Source organism: Mesorhizobium sp. M1004, assembly GCF_040318795.1.
Taxonomy (GTDB): Bacteria; Pseudomonadota; Alphaproteobacteria; order Rhizobiales; family Rhizobiaceae; genus Mesorhizobium.
The window spans coordinates 382,338-399,502 of record NZ_JAMYNB010000004.1 but is presented as its reverse complement, the minus strand read 5'-3'; the positions used below and the strand labels follow the sequence as shown (position 1 = coordinate 399,502).

Annotated in this window: 17 protein-coding genes; 16 read left to right on the top strand and 1 reads right to left on the bottom strand. The window is 63.4% G+C overall.

Annotation, left to right across the window (positions count from 1 at the left end; translation table 11 throughout):
* Nucleotides 1-74: 74 nt before the first annotated feature.
* The 12 genes from NKH54_RS11170 to NKH54_RS11115 all read left to right on the top strand — a co-directional run bounded on the left by NKH54_RS11170 (nucleotide 75) and on the right by NKH54_RS11115 (nucleotide 12,094).
* Entirely contained in the window at nucleotides 75-1,604 is a 1,530-nt protein-coding gene (locus tag NKH54_RS11170) for an ABC transporter substrate-binding protein (protein WP_031247204.1), read from the top strand.
* Nucleotides 1,605-1,792: 188 nt separating this feature from the next.
* Nucleotides 1,793-2,800 (top strand): ABC transporter permease, encoded by a 1,008-nt coding sequence (locus NKH54_RS11165; RefSeq protein ID WP_023745668.1) that lies wholly within the window; start codon nucleotides 1,793-1,795, stop codon nucleotides 2,798-2,800.
* Nucleotides 2,793-3,641, top strand: a complete 849-nt coding sequence (locus NKH54_RS11160) for an ABC transporter permease (RefSeq protein WP_023710062.1) — start codon at nucleotides 2,793-2,795, stop codon at nucleotides 3,639-3,641. The genes NKH54_RS11165 and NKH54_RS11160 overlap by 8 nt, the downstream gene beginning before the upstream one ends.
* Nucleotides 3,638-4,516 (top strand): ABC transporter ATP-binding protein, encoded by an 879-nt coding sequence (locus NKH54_RS11155; RefSeq protein ID WP_023710061.1) that lies wholly within the window; start codon nucleotides 3,638-3,640, stop codon nucleotides 4,514-4,516. The genes NKH54_RS11160 and NKH54_RS11155 overlap by 4 nt, the downstream gene beginning before the upstream one ends.
* Nucleotides 4,509-5,339 (top strand): ATP-binding cassette domain-containing protein, encoded by an 831-nt coding sequence (locus tag NKH54_RS11150; protein WP_023710060.1) that lies wholly within the window; start codon nucleotides 4,509-4,511, stop codon nucleotides 5,337-5,339. The genes NKH54_RS11155 and NKH54_RS11150 overlap by 8 nt, the downstream gene beginning before the upstream one ends.
* 76 nt (nucleotides 5,340-5,415) lie before the next feature.
* Entirely contained in the window at nucleotides 5,416-6,015 is a 600-nt protein-coding gene (locus NKH54_RS11145) for a VOC family protein (RefSeq protein WP_023745667.1), read from the top strand.
* Between the two features lie 143 nt (nucleotides 6,016-6,158).
* Nucleotides 6,159-8,453, top strand: a complete 2,295-nt coding sequence (locus tag NKH54_RS11140) for a bifunctional salicylyl-CoA 5-hydroxylase/oxidoreductase (protein ID WP_353028221.1) — start codon at nucleotides 6,159-6,161, stop codon at nucleotides 8,451-8,453.
* Nucleotides 8,450-9,223, top strand: coding sequence for an SDR family NAD(P)-dependent oxidoreductase (locus NKH54_RS11135; RefSeq protein WP_023830410.1), 774 nt, complete (start codon nucleotides 8,450-8,452; stop codon nucleotides 9,221-9,223). Before NKH54_RS11140 ends, NKH54_RS11135 begins: the two co-directional genes overlap by 4 nt.
* Nucleotides 9,217-9,687: a MarR family winged helix-turn-helix transcriptional regulator gene (locus NKH54_RS11130; protein ID WP_023667803.1), complete on the top strand. Its 471-nt coding sequence runs from the start codon at nucleotides 9,217-9,219 to the stop codon at nucleotides 9,685-9,687. Before NKH54_RS11135 ends, NKH54_RS11130 begins: the two co-directional genes overlap by 7 nt.
* Complete coding sequence (locus tag NKH54_RS11125; protein WP_353028220.1) at nucleotides 9,684-10,496, top strand: enoyl-CoA hydratase family protein; 813 nt, start codon at nucleotides 9,684-9,686, stop codon at nucleotides 10,494-10,496. The genes NKH54_RS11130 and NKH54_RS11125 overlap by 4 nt, the downstream gene beginning before the upstream one ends.
* The gene (locus tag NKH54_RS11120; RefSeq protein ID WP_353028219.1) at nucleotides 10,496-11,644 is read left to right on the top strand and encodes an acyl-CoA dehydrogenase family protein; all 1,149 of its coding nucleotides are present in this window, start codon (nucleotides 10,496-10,498) and stop codon (nucleotides 11,642-11,644) included. Before NKH54_RS11125 ends, NKH54_RS11120 begins: the two co-directional genes overlap by 1 nt.
* 54 nt (nucleotides 11,645-11,698) lie before the next feature.
* Nucleotides 11,699-12,094: a RidA family protein gene (locus NKH54_RS11115; protein ID WP_353028218.1), complete on the top strand. Its 396-nt coding sequence runs from the start codon at nucleotides 11,699-11,701 to the stop codon at nucleotides 12,092-12,094.
* A 23-nt stretch (nucleotides 12,095-12,117) separates the two neighbouring features.
* On the opposite strand, the gene NKH54_RS11110 is transcribed toward NKH54_RS11115, so the two are convergent.
* Entirely contained in the window at nucleotides 12,118-13,209 is a 1,092-nt protein-coding gene (locus tag NKH54_RS11110) for an LLM class flavin-dependent oxidoreductase (RefSeq protein ID WP_286460991.1), read from the bottom strand.
* 120 nt (nucleotides 13,210-13,329) lie between these two features.
* Here NKH54_RS11110 and NKH54_RS11105 point away from each other — a divergent pair, with 120 nt between their 5' ends.
* The 4 genes from NKH54_RS11105 (at nucleotide 13,330) to NKH54_RS11090 (ending at nucleotide 17,145) form a co-directional block, all read left to right on the top strand.
* On the top strand, nucleotides 13,330-14,091 hold the full coding sequence (locus tag NKH54_RS11105) for an HpcH/HpaI aldolase family protein (protein WP_023686922.1): 762 nt from the start codon (nucleotides 13,330-13,332) through the stop codon (nucleotides 14,089-14,091).
* Nucleotides 14,092-14,246: 155 nt separating this feature from the next.
* Nucleotides 14,247-15,446 carry a pyridoxal phosphate-dependent aminotransferase gene (locus NKH54_RS11100; RefSeq protein WP_353028217.1) on the top strand — a complete coding sequence of 400 codons (1,200 nt, stop codon included), beginning with the start codon at nucleotides 14,247-14,249 and terminating at the stop codon, nucleotides 15,444-15,446.
* A 76-nt stretch (nucleotides 15,447-15,522) separates the two neighbouring features.
* Nucleotides 15,523-16,320, top strand: a complete 798-nt coding sequence (locus NKH54_RS11095; protein ID WP_023682726.1) for an ABC transporter substrate-binding protein — start codon at nucleotides 15,523-15,525, stop codon at nucleotides 16,318-16,320.
* Nucleotides 16,321-16,470: 150 nt separating this feature from the next.
* A complete protein-coding gene (locus NKH54_RS11090; protein ID WP_023667812.1) occupies nucleotides 16,471-17,145 on the top strand; it encodes an amino acid ABC transporter permease in 675 nt (224 codons plus the stop codon).
* Nucleotides 17,146-17,165 lie beyond the last annotated feature (20 nt).

Sequence of the window (17,165 nt, the reverse complement as noted above, 5' to 3'; positions counted from 1 at the left end):
TGCTGCCCACGAAGCCCGGATCGATAAACTGATAGTGCCGCGCAAAGACAACAAAACCAACAAGGGGAACGACCATGACAATCAACAGACGAGAATTGCTGGGATACAGTGCCGCGGCACTTGGGGTGGCGGCGATCGGCCTGCCTGAGATCGCCAAGGCGGCAGCGGGCGAGCTGACCATCGCCTATAACGTCAACCTGCCGTCCTGGGATCCGACCACCGGACCCTCGGCCGTCAACCCGACGATCCAGGGCCTCTACCAGTCGGTGTTCGACCAGTTCATTCCGCAAAAGCCGGACCTGTCCTTTGCGCCTGGCCTGCTCACCGAATGGGGCTGGAACGAGGATCGCACCAAGGTGACGATGACGGTGCGCGAAGGCGTGACCTGGCATGACGGCTCGCCCTTCACGCCCGAGGACGTGGTCTGGTCGCTGCAGCGGGCGGGCGACGAAAAGACCGGCAATCCGATCCAGTTCGTCTGGAAGAACGTCAACAATTTCAAGATCGACGGCAACAAGATCACCGGCGACGTCGTGCAGTTCGATCCGGTCTACTTTAAATGGATGTCGTTCCTGACCGGCTACATCCTGCCGAAGGCCTATTATGAGAAGGTCGGCGCCGAAGGTTTCGAGAAGGCGCCGATCGGCACCGGCCCTTACATGGTGGAAAAATTCGAGCGAAATGCTTTCCTCCGACTGAAGGCCAACCCGCACTATTGGGGCGACAAGCCGGCCTTCGAGAATGTGACGATCAAGTTCGTCACTGATGCGGCGAGCCGCGTTGCCGAAATCGAATCCGGTTCCTCGCAGGTGACGCTGGAGGTCCCCTATGAAGAGTATGACCGGCTGATCGCCAAGGACGGGCTTGCCGGCTCGTGCAAGCCCGTTTCCGACATCGGCATGATCTTCTTCAACGACATCGAAGCGATGCTGGACAAGAACGTCCGCCAGGCCGCCGTCATGGCTGTGGACAAGGAGCTTCTGGTCAAGCGGCTGCTGCGCGGCTATGGCCAACCGATCGCTACGCTGGAGACCCCGGAGTACACGGCCTTCGACGCCTCGATCAAGGTCGAGCACAATCCGGAAAAGGCCAAGGAGCTGCTCGCGGCTTCCGGCTATTCGCCGGAAAAACCGGTCAAGTTCACCATCCAGACGACCAAGGGCTTCAAGCCCAAGGATTATGAGATGATCCAGGCGATCGTCGGCATGTGGCGTAAGGTCGGCATCGAGGCGACGATCGAGGTCTACGAGATCGCCAAGCACTATGAACTGCGCGCCGCCGACAAGCTGGCGCCGGCCGCCTTCTACAATTGGGGCAACGCCATCGGCGACCCGACGACGTCGACGGGTTTTGCCATGTATGGGCCGAGCCCGCACTCGGTGTGGGACAGCCAGGATCTGATCGACATGATCAATCCGCTCTGGGGCGAGAAGGACGAGGCCAAGCGCATCGCCGGCTGGAAGGCTGTCGACAAGTATATCGCCGCGCAGGCCTATGTGCTGCCGCTGATTCAGTATGCGCAACCGATCGTGCATGCCAAGGGCGTCAACGTGGTGCAGCATGTGTCCGGCGCGCTGCTGCCGGCGCTGATGACCCCGGCCTGATATCGGCTTGTGGGCGCCACCCTTCGCTGAGCGGCCCCCTCATCCGGCCCCTTCGGGCCACCTTCTCCCCCTGGGGAGAAGAGACCAGCTCAGCCGTCCGTGACCTCTTCTCCCCTCGGGGAGAAGGTGGCCGCGAAGCGGACGGATGAGGGGGCTCTTCGTTAGAAACGCACTGGGCCTACACCAGAATGCTCCTGCAACGATTCCTGATCCGTCTGCTGACGATGCTGATTACGCTGTTCGGCGTGGCTGTCGTCGTCTTCGTCGTGATCCGCGTTGCGCCCGGTGACCCGATCGCCATGCTGCTGCCGCCCGGTGCGACGAATGCCGACATCGACCGGCTGCGTGCACTTTACGGGCTCGACAAGACCATCGTGCAGCAATTCTTCATCTGGCTGTCCGGTGTTGTCAGGGGCGATTTCGGTACCTCGATTTCGCTCCGGCAAGATGTGCTCAGCCTTGTCTTCAATCGTTTGCCGGCAACGCTGGAACTCGCCATCATCGCGCTCGTCATGGCGGTTGGGCTCGGCGGCACGACGGCGATCCTCGGAGCCCGTGAGCGCGGGACGGCGGTCGAAGCCGGCATCGATATCGCCAGCGGCGCAGCCCTTTCCATTCCCGATTTCCTGTGGGGCCTGGTGCTGATCCTTTTGTTTGGCGTGCTGGTGCCGATCTTCGATATCTCCGGCCGCGTGTCGCCGCAGCTCGACCTGCCCTTCGTCACCCAGTTCTATTTCTTCGAGAGCTTGCTTCGGCTGCGCTTCGACCTGACCTGGGATCTGCTGAAACACATGCTGATGCCGGCAGTAGCCTTGGCATTGCCGCTGGCGGCAATCATCGCGCAGTTGCTGAAACAGTCGCTGAAGGAAGTGCTTGACCTCGACTATGTCGTGCTGGCCCGGGTGAAGGGGTTTTCGGAAACGCAGGTTATCCTGCGCGAGGCGCTGAAGAACGCTGCCTTGCCGACACTGACTCTCGTCGGCGTCCAGTTCACCTTCCTTGTCGGCGGCACGGTCATCGTCGAGCGGCTGTTTTCCTACGAAGGGCTCGGCAACATGGCGATCGATGCCGTCATCAACCGCGACCTGCCGCTGATCCAAGGCATCGTGCTGGTGTTCGCGCTGCTGTTCGTGCTGATCAATCTTGGCGTCGACATGATGTACGCGCTGCTCAATCCGAGGCTGCGCCATGGATGAGGCACGCATCGCCCGGCGCGGACTCGGCCCGAGGCTGTGGCTGGCCGGCGGCTGGCTGCTGCTGGCGCTGCTGGCCGCGATCTTCGCGCCGCTGGTCGCACCGCAGGACCCGCTGGCGCAAGACCTGATGCTGGAACGGCTGCCGCCATTCTGGATGAGTGGTGCGGAATCCGGCTATTGGCTGGGCACCGACAGCCTCGGCCGCGACCTTCTCTCCCGCCTGATCTTCGGCGGCCGCATCGCCTTCATCGTCGCTTTTGCGGCGGCGATTGCCGCCTGCCTCGTTGGCTCGACACTCGGACTGGTCGCCGGCTATTTCGGTGGCTGGGCCGACCGGATCATTTCGCGCATCGTCGATGTCTGGATGGCGTTTCCGCCGGTGCTGTTCGCCATCCTGCTGGTCGCGGTGCTCGGCACTGGCCTCAGCTCCGTCATCCTCGCCATCGCCATCATCGACTGGACGCGCTTCTGCCGCGTGATCCGCGCCGAAGCGATGGGCCAGTCGCGCATGGACTATGTCGAGAACGCCCGCATCGCCGGCTATGGCCGCATCGGCATCATGCTGCGCGAGGTGCTGCCTAATGTGGTGCCGTCAGTCGTGGCGCTGCTGTCGCTGGAAATGGGCATCGCCGTCATCGTCGAGGCGATCCTGTCCTTCGTCAATCTGTCGATCTCGACCGACGATCCGACCTGGGGCGGCATCATCGCCGAGGGTCGGCTGTCGATCCACCAGGCCTGGTGGGTGCTGGTGTTTCCGCTGATCACGCTGATCCTTACCGTGCTGTCGTTCAGCCAGTTCGGCGAGGCGCTGAAGACGCGCTTCGATCCGGTGCTGCGATGAGCGCTTGCCTGGATATTGCCAATCTGAGCGCCGTGCTGCCGAACGGCCAGCGCGTGCTGCGCTCGGTGTCGCTCTCCGTGCAGCGGGGTGAGGTGCGTGCTCTTGTCGGCGAGAGCGGCGCCGGCAAGACGATGATCGGCAAGGCGGTGCTCGGTGTGCTGCCGTCAAGCGTGCGCATCGTCGAAGGCGCCATGCAGCTCGAAGGCGAAGACCTCGGCAGGCTGCAGCCCAAGGCAAGGCGCACGCTGATCGGCGCCCGCACGGCGCTGATCCCGCAAGATCCGTTGACTGCGCTCAACCCGTCGCGCCGCATCGGTCCGCAGATGACTGACCGGCTGGTGCGCATTCTCGGCTGGAACGGTGACAAGGCGGACAAGCGTATCCGGCAATTGTTGGATGAGGTGCAGATCCGCGATCCCGACCGGGTGCTGAAATGCTATCCGCACGAGCTGTCCGGCGGCATGCGCCAGCGCGTGCTGATCGCCGCCGCCTTCGCCGCCGAGCCACGGCTGATCGTGGCCGACGAGCCGACAACCGCGCTCGACGTTACCGTGCAAAAGCAGATCCTGCGACTGATCGCCGAGCTGCAGCGCGAGCATGGCACCGCGATCCTGTTCGTCACCCACGATCTCGGCGTCGTTGCAAAGATCAGCCAGCAAGTGTCTGTGCTCTACGCCGGCAAGGTGGTGGAAGAGGCTGACACAGCCGCTCTCTTCGCCGCGCCTGAGCATCCCTATACGCGGGCATTGATGGCCGCTACGCCGCGCTATACGGATCCCTTTGCCTCGCTGATGCCGGTGGACGAGACCGTGCTGGCCGGGCTTGCCGCTGAGATCGATGCGGCAGACCAGGCGTGGAGGCGGCCGCATGGTTGAGCCGCTGTTTTCCGTGCGCGGGCTGAAGGTGGCGCTGCCCGACATGACCCGCAAGCCGCTGATCGGCCGCGCGCCGCTGGCCGAGATTTTGAAAGGCCTGGATTTCGATTTGCCGAGAGGTTCGGTGACCGGCATCGTCGGTGAATCCGGGTCCGGAAAATCGACGCTCGGCCGCACGCTTGTCAGACTTCTGGAGCCGAGCGTCGGCAGCATCCATTTCGAGGGCCGCGATATCGCCCATCTGCCGGATGCAGAGCTGCGACCTCTGCGCCGCGACCTGCAGATGATCTTCCAGGATCCGATGTCGTCGCTCAACCCGCGTCGCACCATCGCCAGCATCATTGCCGCACCGCTCAAGCAGAATGGGCTTGGCGACAGGCTTAGGGAACGCGTCGCCGAGGCATTGCATCGCGTCGGCCTGCCGCAAAGCTTCGCCAGCCGCTATCGGCATGAACTGTCGGGCGGCCAGCGCCAGCGCGTCGGCATTGCGCGCGCACTGGCGCTGTCGCCGAAATTCGTGCTGGCCGACGAGATCGTCTCCGGCCTCGACGTGTCGACGCAAGCGCAGATCCTCACCTTGCTGGAGAAGCTTGCAGCGGAGATGGGGCTGACCGTCGCCTTCATCAGCCACGATCTGTCGGTGATCAGGCGGCTCTGCCAACAAGTCATCGTCATGCGCGAAGGCAGGATCGTCGAGGCGAGCGCCACCGATGCGCTGTTCGACAATCCCAAGGAGACCTACACGCGCGACCTGCTTGCCGCCATTCCGCTGCCCGAGATCGATGCGGACTGGCTGCGGCCAGCGGCGAAAGCGCCGGAATAGGATTGTTCATCTGCACGCCCAACAGCGGGCCTCGGACGTGCAGAAGAGCAAAATCAGCCCGCGAACGGAGGGTAACATGAACTATGCAGCCCGCGGCACGATGCTTGCCGCGATCCTGTTCGGCTCGATGGGAGCGGCCTCGGCCGATTCGATCCCCGGCATGCGCGGCGACGACCACACCGGCATAACGGTTCCCGACATGAAGCAGGCGGTCGACTTCTTCACTGAGGTCGTCGGTTGCAAGAAGGCGATGTCGTTCGGGCCCTTTGCCGACGACAAGGGCACCTTCATGCAGGATCTTCTGGGCGTCGATCCGAAGGCTGTCATCGAGCAGGTCACCATGGTGCGTTGCGGCTATGGATCGAACATCGAGCTGTTCAAATACACCGCGCCTGACCAGAAGGATTTGACGCCGAAGAACAGCGATATCGGCGGCTTCCACATTGCCTTGTATGTCGATGATGTCGCCGCGGCGAAAGCCTATCTCGATGGCAAGGGTGTGAAGACGCGGATGGGGCCGCTGCCGGTCAAGGAAGGTCCGGCCGCCGGCCAGACCATCCTCTATTTCCAGGCGCCATGGGGATTGCAACTGGAGGCGATCAGCTATGCCGATGGGATGGCCTATGAGAAGGGCGCCGAGACCGTTCTGTGGAGCCCGAAGAACCCGGAGAAGTGATTTCCGGAGCGTGCTTGCGGGACCGATCCACAAGCGCGCCACCCCGTGCCCAGACAATCACTTCACTATGAAACTTTAAGCTTGAAATACCTCACCTCTGGCGCGATACTTGAGATGCAGCAAGCGAAGAGGAGATCGCACGGATGAAGGTTGCGGTTCTCGGCGGCGGACCAGCCGGCCTCTACTTTGCGATTTCGATGAAGCTCAGAGACGCCGCGCACGAGGTCACGGTGTTCGAGCGCAACCGCGCCGACGATACGTTCGGCTGGGGCGTCGTGCTGTCGGCCGAAACACTCGACAACCTTGCCAAGAACGACCCGGTCAGCGCCGTCTGGATCAAGAAGCATTTCGCCTATTGGGACGACATCGCCGTCATCCATGACGGCGTGCGCACGGTCTCGTCGGGACACGGTTTCTGCGGCATCGGCCGCAAGCGGCTTCTGATCCTGCTGCAGCGGCGTGCCCGCGAACTCGGCGTCAAGCTGATGTTCGAAAGCGATATCGCCGACCCTCAGCCCTACATGGAGACGCATGATCTGGTCGTCGCCGCCGACGGGCTGAACTCAAGGGCGCGCAACACCTTCGTCGAAGTCTTCAAGCCCGACATCGACACCCGCAAATGCAAATTCGTCTGGCTCGGCACCAACCAGAAATTCGACGACGCCTTCACCTTCATCTTCGAGAAGACCGAGCATGGCTGGGTGTGGGCGCACGCCTATCAATTCGACAGCGAGACAGCGACCTTCATTGTCGAGTGCAGCGAACAGACCTGGGCTGCCTTCGGCTTCGGCGCCATGTCGCAGCAGGAATCCATCGCCGTCTGCGAGCGCATCTTTGAGAAACATCTCGGCGGCCACGCGCTGATGACCAATGCCAATCACATCAGAGGTTCGGCCTGGATCAATTTCCCGCGCGTGCTGTGCGAACGCTGGTCCTACAAGAACCTGGCTCTGATGGGCGACGCGGCGGCCTCGGCACATTTCTCGATCGGCTCCGGGACCAAGCTCGCATTGGAAAGCGCGGTGGCGCTGGCCGAATATGTCAAAACCGAACCGGACCTCGACGCCGCCTTCCGCAAGTATGAGGATGCGCGCCGCACCGAGGTGCTGAAGCTGCAGTCGGCGGCGCGCAATTCGCTGGAGTGGTTCGAGGAGGTCGAGCGCTATCTCGGCCTCGATCCGGTGCAGTTCAATTATTCGCTGCTGACCCGCTCGCAACGCATCAGCCACGAGAATTTGCGGCTGCGCGATGCCAAATGGCTTGAAAGCGCCGAGGAATGGTTCCAGCGCCAGGCAGGGGCAGGCGGCAACAGGCAGCGCCGGGCACCGATGTTCGCGCCGTTCAAACTGCGCGACATGCAGCTCAACAACCGCATCGTCGTTTCGCCGATGGCGCAGTACAAGGCAGTCGATGGCTGCCCGACCGACTGGCATTTCGCCCACTATGCCGAGCGTGCCAAGGGCGGCGCCGGGCTTGTCTATATCGAGATGACCTGCGTCAGCCCGGAAGGACGCATCACGCCCGGTTGTCCCGGCTTCTATGCGTCCGAACATGAGGTGGCGTGGAAGCGGCTGGTCGATTTCGTCCACACCGAGACCGAGGCGAAAATCTGCGCCCAGATTGGCCATTCCGGGGCCAAGGGCTCGACCCGTGTCGGGTGGGAAGGCACCGACGTGCCGCTTGCCTCGGGCAATTGGCCGGTCATGGCGGCCTCGGCGATTGCATGGTCGCCTGAGAATCAGGTGCCGAAAGCCATGGACCGCGCCGACATGGACGAGGTGCGTGACCAGTTTGTCGCGTCCACCGAGATGGCAGATCGCTGCGGTTTCGACATGCTCGAGATCCATGCCGCGCATGGCTATTTGCTGTCGTCCTTCATCACGCCGGTCACCAACCAGCGCACGGATGAGTATGGCGGTTCGCGGGAAAATCGCATGCGCTATCCCCTGGAAATCTTCCATGCGGTGCGCGCCGCCTGGCCGACGCGAAAGCCGATCTCGGTGCGCATTTCGGCCAATGATTGGGTCGGCATCGAAGGTGTGACGCCGGCCGATGCGGTGGAGATCGCGCGCATGCTGCACGAAGCCGGCGTCGACATCTGCGACGTCTCGGCAGGTCAGACCTCGATTGCCGCCAAGCCTGTCTATGGCCGCATGTTCCAGACACCATTCTCGGACCGTATCCGCAACGAGGTCGGCATGGCGACGATGGCGGTCGGCAACATCTATGAGCCGGACCATGTCAATTCGATCCTGATGGCAGGCCGCGCCGACCTGGTGGCCCTGGCACGGCCGCATCTCGCCGATCCCTACTGGACGCTGCATGCGGCGGTGAGGCTCACTGACCGTGGGGTCAAATGGCCGGATCCCTATCTTCCCGGACGCGACCAGATCTACCGGCTGGCCGAGCGCGATGCGGCGGCGGGGCTGAAAGTATGACGACGGCCTTGGCGATTTCAGGCAAACATGCGCTGGTCACTGGCGGCGGCTCCGGCGTCGGCCGGGCCATAGCACTCGTGCTGGCCGAGGCCGGCATAGAGGTGACCATATGCGGGCGGCGCGAGGCCGAGCTTGCCAAGGTGGCTGGCGAGAACGACCGCATCCACGCCATGTCAGCCGATGTTGCCAACGAGGCGGCGGTGACATCGCTCTACGCGCAAGCGGAAGCCGTGCGCGGCCCGTTCGACATCGTCGTCGCCAATGCCGGCATTGCCGGCAGCACGCCGGCGCACAAGACCTCGCTTGCCGACTGGCAGCGCACGCTCGACGTCAATCTGACCGGCGCCTTCCTGACGGTGAAGCCGGCGCTGGCCGGCATGGCCGCGCGCAAGGCGGGCCGGATCGTCTTCGTCGCCTCGACCGCAGGGCTGAAAGGCTACGCCTATGTCGCACCCTATGTGGCGGCCAAGCACGGCGTCGTCGGGCTGATGCGGGCGCTGGCCGCCGAGACGGCGAAATCCGGCGTGACCGTCAACGCCGTTTGCCCGGGCTTCGTAGAGACCGGCATGCTGGAGGAGTCCATTCAGCGCGTCGTGGAAAAGACCGGCCGCTCAGTCGAGCAGGCGCGGGCGAGCCTTGCCTCGACCAACCCGCAAGGCCGTTTCATCCAGCCGCAGGAAGTTGCCGCGGCGGTGCTCTGGCTGTGCGGCGATGCGGCTGCGTCGATTACCGGACAAGCAATTTCGATCTCAGGAGGCGAAACATGGTAGCCGGCCCATTGCCCGCGCCGTCGGGACCCGGCAAGGACCGGCTGCGTCTCTGGATCAGGCTGCTGCGCGCCTCGCGCACGATCGAAGCGGAGCTGCGCGAGCGCCTGAAGAAGGAATTCGATACGACGCTGCCGCGTTTCGACGTCATGGCCGCCCTCTACCGCGCGCCGGAAGGCATGCTGATGAGCGATCTGTCGCGCTTCCTGCTGGTATCCAACGGCAATGTCACCGGCATCGTCGACCGGCTGGTTTCGGAAGGCGTGGTCGCGCGCGCGCGCCGCAATGGCGATCGCCGCACATCCATGGTGCGACTGACCGACGAGGGTTCCAAATCTTTTGCCGCAATGGCCGCGGCGCATGAGGGTTGGATCGGAGAATTGCTGGCCAAGGTCAGCGAGGAGGATGCGCGCCGGCTGACCGGCATGCTGACCTCGTTCCGCAGCAACTGGGAGGGACGCGAATGAGTTCGATGGCCGGCCTCAAGCCGAAGCACTTCCTTTGGGAAGTCGAAGGCAGGATCGCCAAGGTGCGGCTCGACCGGCCGGAGCGCAAGAATCCGCTGACCTTCGACAGCTATGCGGAACTGCGCGACACGTTCCGCGATCTCGTCTATGCCGACGACGTCGACGCCGTGGTGTTCCTGCCCAATGGCGGCAATTTCTGCTCGGGCGGCGATGTCCACGACATTATCGGCCCATTGGTCAAGATGGACATGAAGGAATTGCTCGCCTTCACCCGCATGACCGGCGATTTCGTCAAGGCGATGCTCAACTGCGGCAAGCCGATCATCGCGGCGGTCGACGGGGTCGCGGTCGGCGCCGGCGCCATCATCGCCATGAGCGCCGACATCCGCATCGCCACGCCGGAGGCCAAGACCGCTTTCCTGTTCACCCGCGTCGGGCTTGCCGGCTGCGATATGGGCGCGTGCGCGATCCTGCCGCGCATCATCGGCCAGGGCCGTGCCGCCGAATTGCTCTACACCGGCCGCACGATGACGGCGGCGGAAGGCGAGCGCTGGGGCTTCTACAACAGGCTGGTCGATGCCGCAGTGCTCGAGGCCGACGCGCTCGAGATGGCGGCGCGCATCGTCTCGGGTCCGACCTTCGCGCACGGCATCACCAAGACACAGCTCAACCAGGAATGGTCGATGGGCCTCGACCAGGCGATCGAAGCAGAAGCGCAGGCGCAGGCGATCTGCATGCAGACGCGTGACTTCGAGCGCGCCTACAAGGCCTTCGTGGCCAACGAAAAACCGGTGTTCGAGGGCAATTGATGGCAGACAGGAGCTTCCTCAGCTGGCCGTTCTTTGAAGATCGCCATCGCGAACTGGCCGAAAGGCTGGAAGCATGGTGCGCGATAAACCTTCCCGTCGATCACCACGACGTCGATGCCGCCTGCCGCGAGCTGGTGGCGAAACTTGGCCGCGACGGCTGGCTGAAGCCGACGGCGCTCGATACCGACAATCCGGGACCGCTCGATGTCCGCACCTTGTGCATCACGCGCGAGACGCTGGCGCGCCATGACGGGTTGGCCGACTTCGCCTTCGCCATGCAGGGGCTCGGCACCGGCGCGCTCAGCCTGTTCGGCACACCCGACCAGCAGCAATGGCTGGCAAAGACCAGGGCCGGCAAGACGATTTCCGCCTTCGCGCTGTCGGAGCCACGCTCCGGGTCGGATGTCGCCAACACCGAAATGACCGCGATCCGCAATGACGACTTCTATATCCTCACCGGCGAGAAGACCTGGATTTCCAATGGCGGCATCGCCGATCTCTACGTCGTCTTTGCCCGTACCGGCGAGGCGCCGGGCGCTAAGGGACTTTCCGCCTTTCTCGTACCCACCGACACCAAGGGGCTTGGCATCGCCGAGCGCCTTGAAGTGATCGCGCCGCATCCGCTGGCGCGGCTTTCCTTCGATCAGGTCCGGGTGCCGGCCTCGGCGCTGATCGGCAAACCGGGAGACGGCTTCCGCATCGCCATGTCGGTGCTTGACGTGTTCCGCTCCACGGTCGGCGCGGCGGCACTCGGCTTTGCCCGCCGGGCGCTGGACGAAAGCATCAGCAGGGTGGCCGAGCGCAAACTTTTCGGCGCTCCGATGGCAGAGCTGCAGATGGTGCAAGGCCATATCGCCGACATGGCGCTGGACATCGATGCCGCAGCGCTGCTGGTCTACCGCGCTGCCTGGACCAAGGACATGGGCGCGGCTCGTGTCACCCGCGAGGCGGCGATGGCCAAGCTGTTCGCCACCGACAAGGCGCAAGAGGTGATCGACAAGGCTGTGCAGCTGCATGGGGGGGACGGCGTCCGCAAGGGCCATATCGTCGAGAGCCTCTATCGCGAGATCCGCGCGCTACGCATCTACGAGGGCGCATCCGATGTGCAGAAGGTGGTGATCGCACGGCAGGTGATGGGCGCGGCCTGACGGCGATGTATTTGATTTGAGATTGATCTTTAAGAATACCGGGGAGGCTTGAAAATGCACGAGATCCTGCAGCCGGAGGGCTGGGCGAAACCGGTCGGCTACGCCAACGGCATTGCTGCGCGCGGCAGGCTCGTCTTCGTGGGCGGACAGGTCGGCTGGAACGGGCAGTGCCAGTTCGAGACCGACGATTTCGCCGGCCAAGTGCGGCAGACGCTGCAAAACATCGTCGCCGTGCTGGCGGAAGCCGGCGCGGAGCCTCGGCACATCACCGCGATGACCTGGTATTTCACGGACAAGGCCGAATATCTCGGCAATCTCAAGGGTACAGGCGAGGCCTATCGCGAGGTGATCGGCCGGCATTTCCCAGCGATGGCCGCCATGCAGGTGGTGGCGCTGGTGGAAGATCGCGCCAAGATCGAAATTCAGGCAACCGCCGTCATTCCGGATTAACGAATTCGTTATTCCCGGATTGGTCAGCAGCGCAGCCCCGCCCGCTTCAGCAGCGGAAATACGTGGTCGCAGAAATAGGGCAGTTCCTGGGTGTAGTTGACGAACGACAGCGCGATGCCCTGGTAGCCATGCCCGGCTATTGCCGCCATCTCGGCGGCAATCGTCTCCGGCGTTCCAACCAGCGGGTAGGTGCCGGCGCCGCCGGCGAAACGCTGCCGGTAGCGGTCATAGGCATGCGGGTCATGCGACTGCGAGAACTCCTTCTTGCCTGCCATATGAGCATCGACCGCATCGTGGTCGACCAGATCGACGGCATAGCGCGTGTAGTAGGCCTGCGCCTCTTCCATGGTTGGACGGCAGACGACATGCGCCACCGTGTAGACGCCGACGTTGCGGCCAACCTTGTCGGCCCGCTCGCTGATGTCGGCGACATGCTTGCCGGCATCGCTCATTTCCGAAAAGGTCGTGAACAGATAATCGCATCGGGCGGCGGCGAAATCCCGGCCCGGGCCACCGAAAGCAGCGTTCATGGTCACCGGGCGTGGAACCTGCAGGCTCGCCGGCCGGCTCACCGCCTCCTTGAGGCGATAGTAGGTGCCTTCATAGTCCAGAGGCTGGTCCGAGGCGTAGAGCTTTTCCAGGATTTCGATCCATTCGGCGGCCTGGTCGTAGCCCTTCTCGACCAAAGGCGTGCCGAACATGCCGAATTCCTTCGGGTTCCAGCCGCAGACGATGTTCAAGCCGGCGCGGCCCTGGCTGATATGGTCGACAGTTGCCAGCGCCTTGGCGGCATAGAGCGGATGCACCAGCGGCACATGCACGGTCATGAACAGGCCGATCTGCTCGGTGGCCACGGCCAGAGCTGCTGCCCAGGTGAAGGTCTCGAACGACCATTCGCGCACCTTGTTGCGGCCGCCAAAGCCACGCCAGCGCGCGATCGGAAGCATAAATTCCAGCCCGGCGCGGTCGGCGATCTGCGCCGCCGTCAGATTGTCCTGCCAGCTTGCCGTCCAGCGTTCCGGCACATCGGTGATGGCCAGACCGCCATCGGCATTGGTCGAAAAGACGCCGAGCTTCAGTTTGTTCGAGCCGTGCAGGGGATGCGTTTTGATCATCATGGGAACTCGTGGCGGGAGACCGACACGCTAGGCCGGCGCAAAAATATTTCAAGCCTGAAATAGCTTCGCCTCGCCGCCGATTGCGGATATGAATTTGGAGGGGAAAAGGGGATGGATATGAGCGCGTTCCGTCAGAAGTGCATCGGCAAGACCAATCTCGTCGGCTCCTTCGCCGCTATTCCCCATCCCGTCGCCGTCGAAGTGATGGCGCTCACCGGCCTCGACTTCGTCTGCATCGACTGGGAACATGCCCAGATCGCGCGCGACACGATCGAAACCATGGTGCGCGCGGCCGACGTGCATCGCGTGCCGGCCATGGTGCGTGTTCCCGGTCATGCGCCGGAAGCTATCCAGGCGGCGCTCGACAGCGGCGCACAAGGCGTGCTCGTGCCGCGCGTCTCGACCGCTGCTCAGGCCGAGGCGGCGGTGAAAGCCTCGCGCTATCCGCCGCTGGGCGAGCGCGGCGTCGGGCCTGGCCGCGCGGCCGGCTATGGCTATCGCATTCCCGAATATCTGGCCGCGGCCAATGACAGGGTGGTCGTCGCGGTCCAGGTCGAGACATCGGAGGGGCTGGCCAACATCGAGGCGATCGCGGCCATAGACGGCATCGATGTGGTCTTCGTCGGCCCCGGCGATCTCTCCGTGTCGATCGATGCGATCGGGCCGAAAGGCGTGGACAAGCTCAATGAGGCGATCACAAGGATCATCCGCGCGACCGTCGCGCATGGCAGGACATCGGGTATATTTTGCGCCAGCCCACAGACGATCAGCCAGTGGGCCGCTATCGGCGCGAGCTTCTTCGTGCTGGCCAGCGATACGATGTTTCTTGGCGCCGGCGCTGCGGCCAACTGCACCGCTGCGCGCGCCGAGCTGCGGTAGACGGGCGGGATCGGGCAAAAACTTTTTAAGCTTAAAACTTTTTCCTTGAAAAGCGCAGCACATTGGATAGCATCCAAACTCGATGGCGACTGTCGTGCCGGTGGGGCTTGCCGGGCAGTCCGTCGCGGTGCTCCGGGTGGGAGGGGTTTCAGTCCTTGTCGTTCATACTGCCCCAGTCATCGTCCAGCGCGCGTTATGCTTTCGACGGCGTACGTGCCCAGATCCGTGACCTGCACACCGAAAACATTGCCAACCTTGCCGTGCGCGCCCGAGAACTGGGCGACGTGATCGCGCTCTGGTACGGCGAAGGCGACATGGTGACGCCCGCTTTCATCCGCGACGCGGCGAAGGCCGCCTTCGATGAAGGCCAGACGTTCTACGTCCCTAACATGCGTGGGCACCCCCTACTGAACGAGGCGCTGTCGGAATACCAAACGCGCATTCACGGCCGGACGATCCCGATTGCGCGCACCACGGTCACGCCCGGCGGCATGCAGGCGCTGTACCTGGCGCTGGAACTGCTGGTCGATACCGGCAGCAACGTCGTCTATGTCGCGCCGCAATGGCCCAACATCCACAACGCCATCCATCTGATCGGCGGCGAGCCAAGGCCGTTTTCGCTCGACTTCAAGGGCGACTGGCATCCCGATCTCGACCGGCTGTTCGCCACTTGCGATGCGCGCACACGCGCGATCTTCCTGTCGACGCCGTCCAACCCGACCGGCTGGACCGCGTCGCGCGAGGAGATGCAGGCGCTGCTCGACTTCAGCCGGCGCACCGGCATCTGGATCATCTCCGACGAGGTCTATGGCCGGCTCTATTTCGACGGCAATGTTGCTCCTTCCATCCTGCAGATCGCCGAGGATGGCGACCGGGTGCTGTCGGTCAACAGTTTTTCGAAGGCGTGGGCGATGACCGGCTGGCGCATCGGCTGGCTGACGCATCCGTCGGGGGTGGCCGACCAGCTTGGCGCCATGACGCAGTACATCAACAGCGGCACCGCCGCGCCTATCCAGGCAGGCGCTGTCGCCGCCATCCGCCAAGGCGAGCCGCTGGTCGAGGAGATCAGGCAGCGGATCAAAACCGGCCTCGACCTTGCCTATGACAGGCTGGCCCAGATTCCCGGCATCATCCTGCCGACGAAACCGCGCGGAGGCATGTATGCCTTCTTTGCCATGGACGGCGAAAGCGACGCCCGGCAGGCCTGCGCCAGGATACTGGAGACGGCGCGCGTCGGGCTGGCTCCCGGCCACCTCTTTGGAAATTCGGCAGCGGCCTTCCTGCGGATGTGCGTGTGCCGTGAACGCGACCAGATAGCGACCGCGCTCGAGCGCATGGTCGCCGCCATGAATTGACGCCCCGCTGGGAGGTGGGACGGCAACAAACCGTGCGGGAGCAAACCCGCCCGATCACAACCAGAGGGAACACAAAATGAGCTTCACTCGTCGCAACCTGCTTCTTCTCGCCGCCACGATCGGCATCGCTGCCGGCCCGGCCACCGCCTTTGCCGCCGATGTGCTCAATGTCGGCGCCTACCCGACCAATCCGCCCTTCGAATACAAGAACGAGAGCGGCACGTTCGAGGGCTTTGAAGTCGACATCGTCAACGAAGCGGCCAAGCGTGCCGGCATGACCACCGACATTGCCGACCTCGGCTTCCAGGCGCTGTTCGCGGCTGTCAGTTCCAACCGCATCGATGTCGCGATCTCCTCGATCACCATCACGCCGGAGCGACTGAAAACGCTGTCCTTCACCCAGCCCTATTATGACTCCGACATGGGCATTGCGACGAAGACCGATAGCGCTGTTAACACCGAGGCCGACCTCAAGGGCAAGATCGTCGGCGTGCTTTCAGGCTCGACCGGCGAGACCTGGGTCAAGGCGCATCAGGAGGCTGACGGCTACAGCGACGTGAAGGGCTATGACACGCAGCAGAACCTGCTGCTCGACCTCAGCGCGGGCCGCGTGGACGCCGCCGTCAGCGATATTCCGGGCATGGAATACTCCTTCACCAAGATGAAGGACCTCAAGGTCAAGCAGCGCATCAAGACCGGCGAACAGTACGGCCTGATGATGAGCAAGGACCATCCGCTGCTCGGCAAGCTGAACGACGCGCTGACCGCGATGAAGAAGGACGGAACGCTGGCCGCGATCCACAAGAAGTGGTTCGGCAGCGACGCGCCAGCCGATTCCTCGACGGTCAAGGAAATGCCGCTGCCCAAGGCCTGACCGGCAATGCACTTAAATCGTGCCGGCTCCCGGGCCGGCACGATTCATTTCACGCTCCGGCGCCTGCTGCCGCACGGATAGCCTCATGGGAGGCAAGGTCGATTGGTTTTAACTTGAGCATCCTTTGCTCTGGGGTTCGGGAACGCTCCCATGTCGCTGATCGACACCTTCTTCAATCCTGACGTGATCATGTCCAGCCTGCCGGCGCTGTTGCGTGGCTTCCTGAACACGCTGCTGCTCGGCATTTTGAGTATCGGCATCGGCATTCCCATCGGCCTGGGGATCAGCCTGTTGCGGCTCTATGCGCCGAAGCCGCTGCGCTGGCTGGCGGTCGGCTACACCGACATCTTCCGCGCCCTGCCGGTGCTGGTGGTGCTGATCCTGATCTATTATGCGCTGCCCTTCCTCGGCATCCGTCTGTCGTCCTGGGCCTCCGCCGTGACGGCGTTCGCCATCATCATGTCGGCCTATTCAGCAGAAGTGTTCCGCTCCGGCATTGAGAGCATTCCGAAAGGCCAATTCGAGGCAGCACAGGCGCTCGGCCTGCCTTTCCTTTTGACCTTGCGCAAGGTGGTGCTGCCGCAGGCGATCCGCGTCGTCATCCCGCCGATGACCAGCAATTGCGTCTCGATGTTCAAGGACACGTCGCTCGCTTCCACCGTTGCGCTGCCTGAACTGTTGAAGGAAGCGACCAACGCGCAATCGCTCTATGCCAATCCCTCGCCGCTGATCGGCGCCGCTTTGGTCTATCTCATCTTCCTCTGGCCCATGGTCCGCCTCGTCAGCCTGCTCGAAGACCGCTTCAAGACCGAGAAGACGCGCTGACCTCATCAACCGTCCCGCTT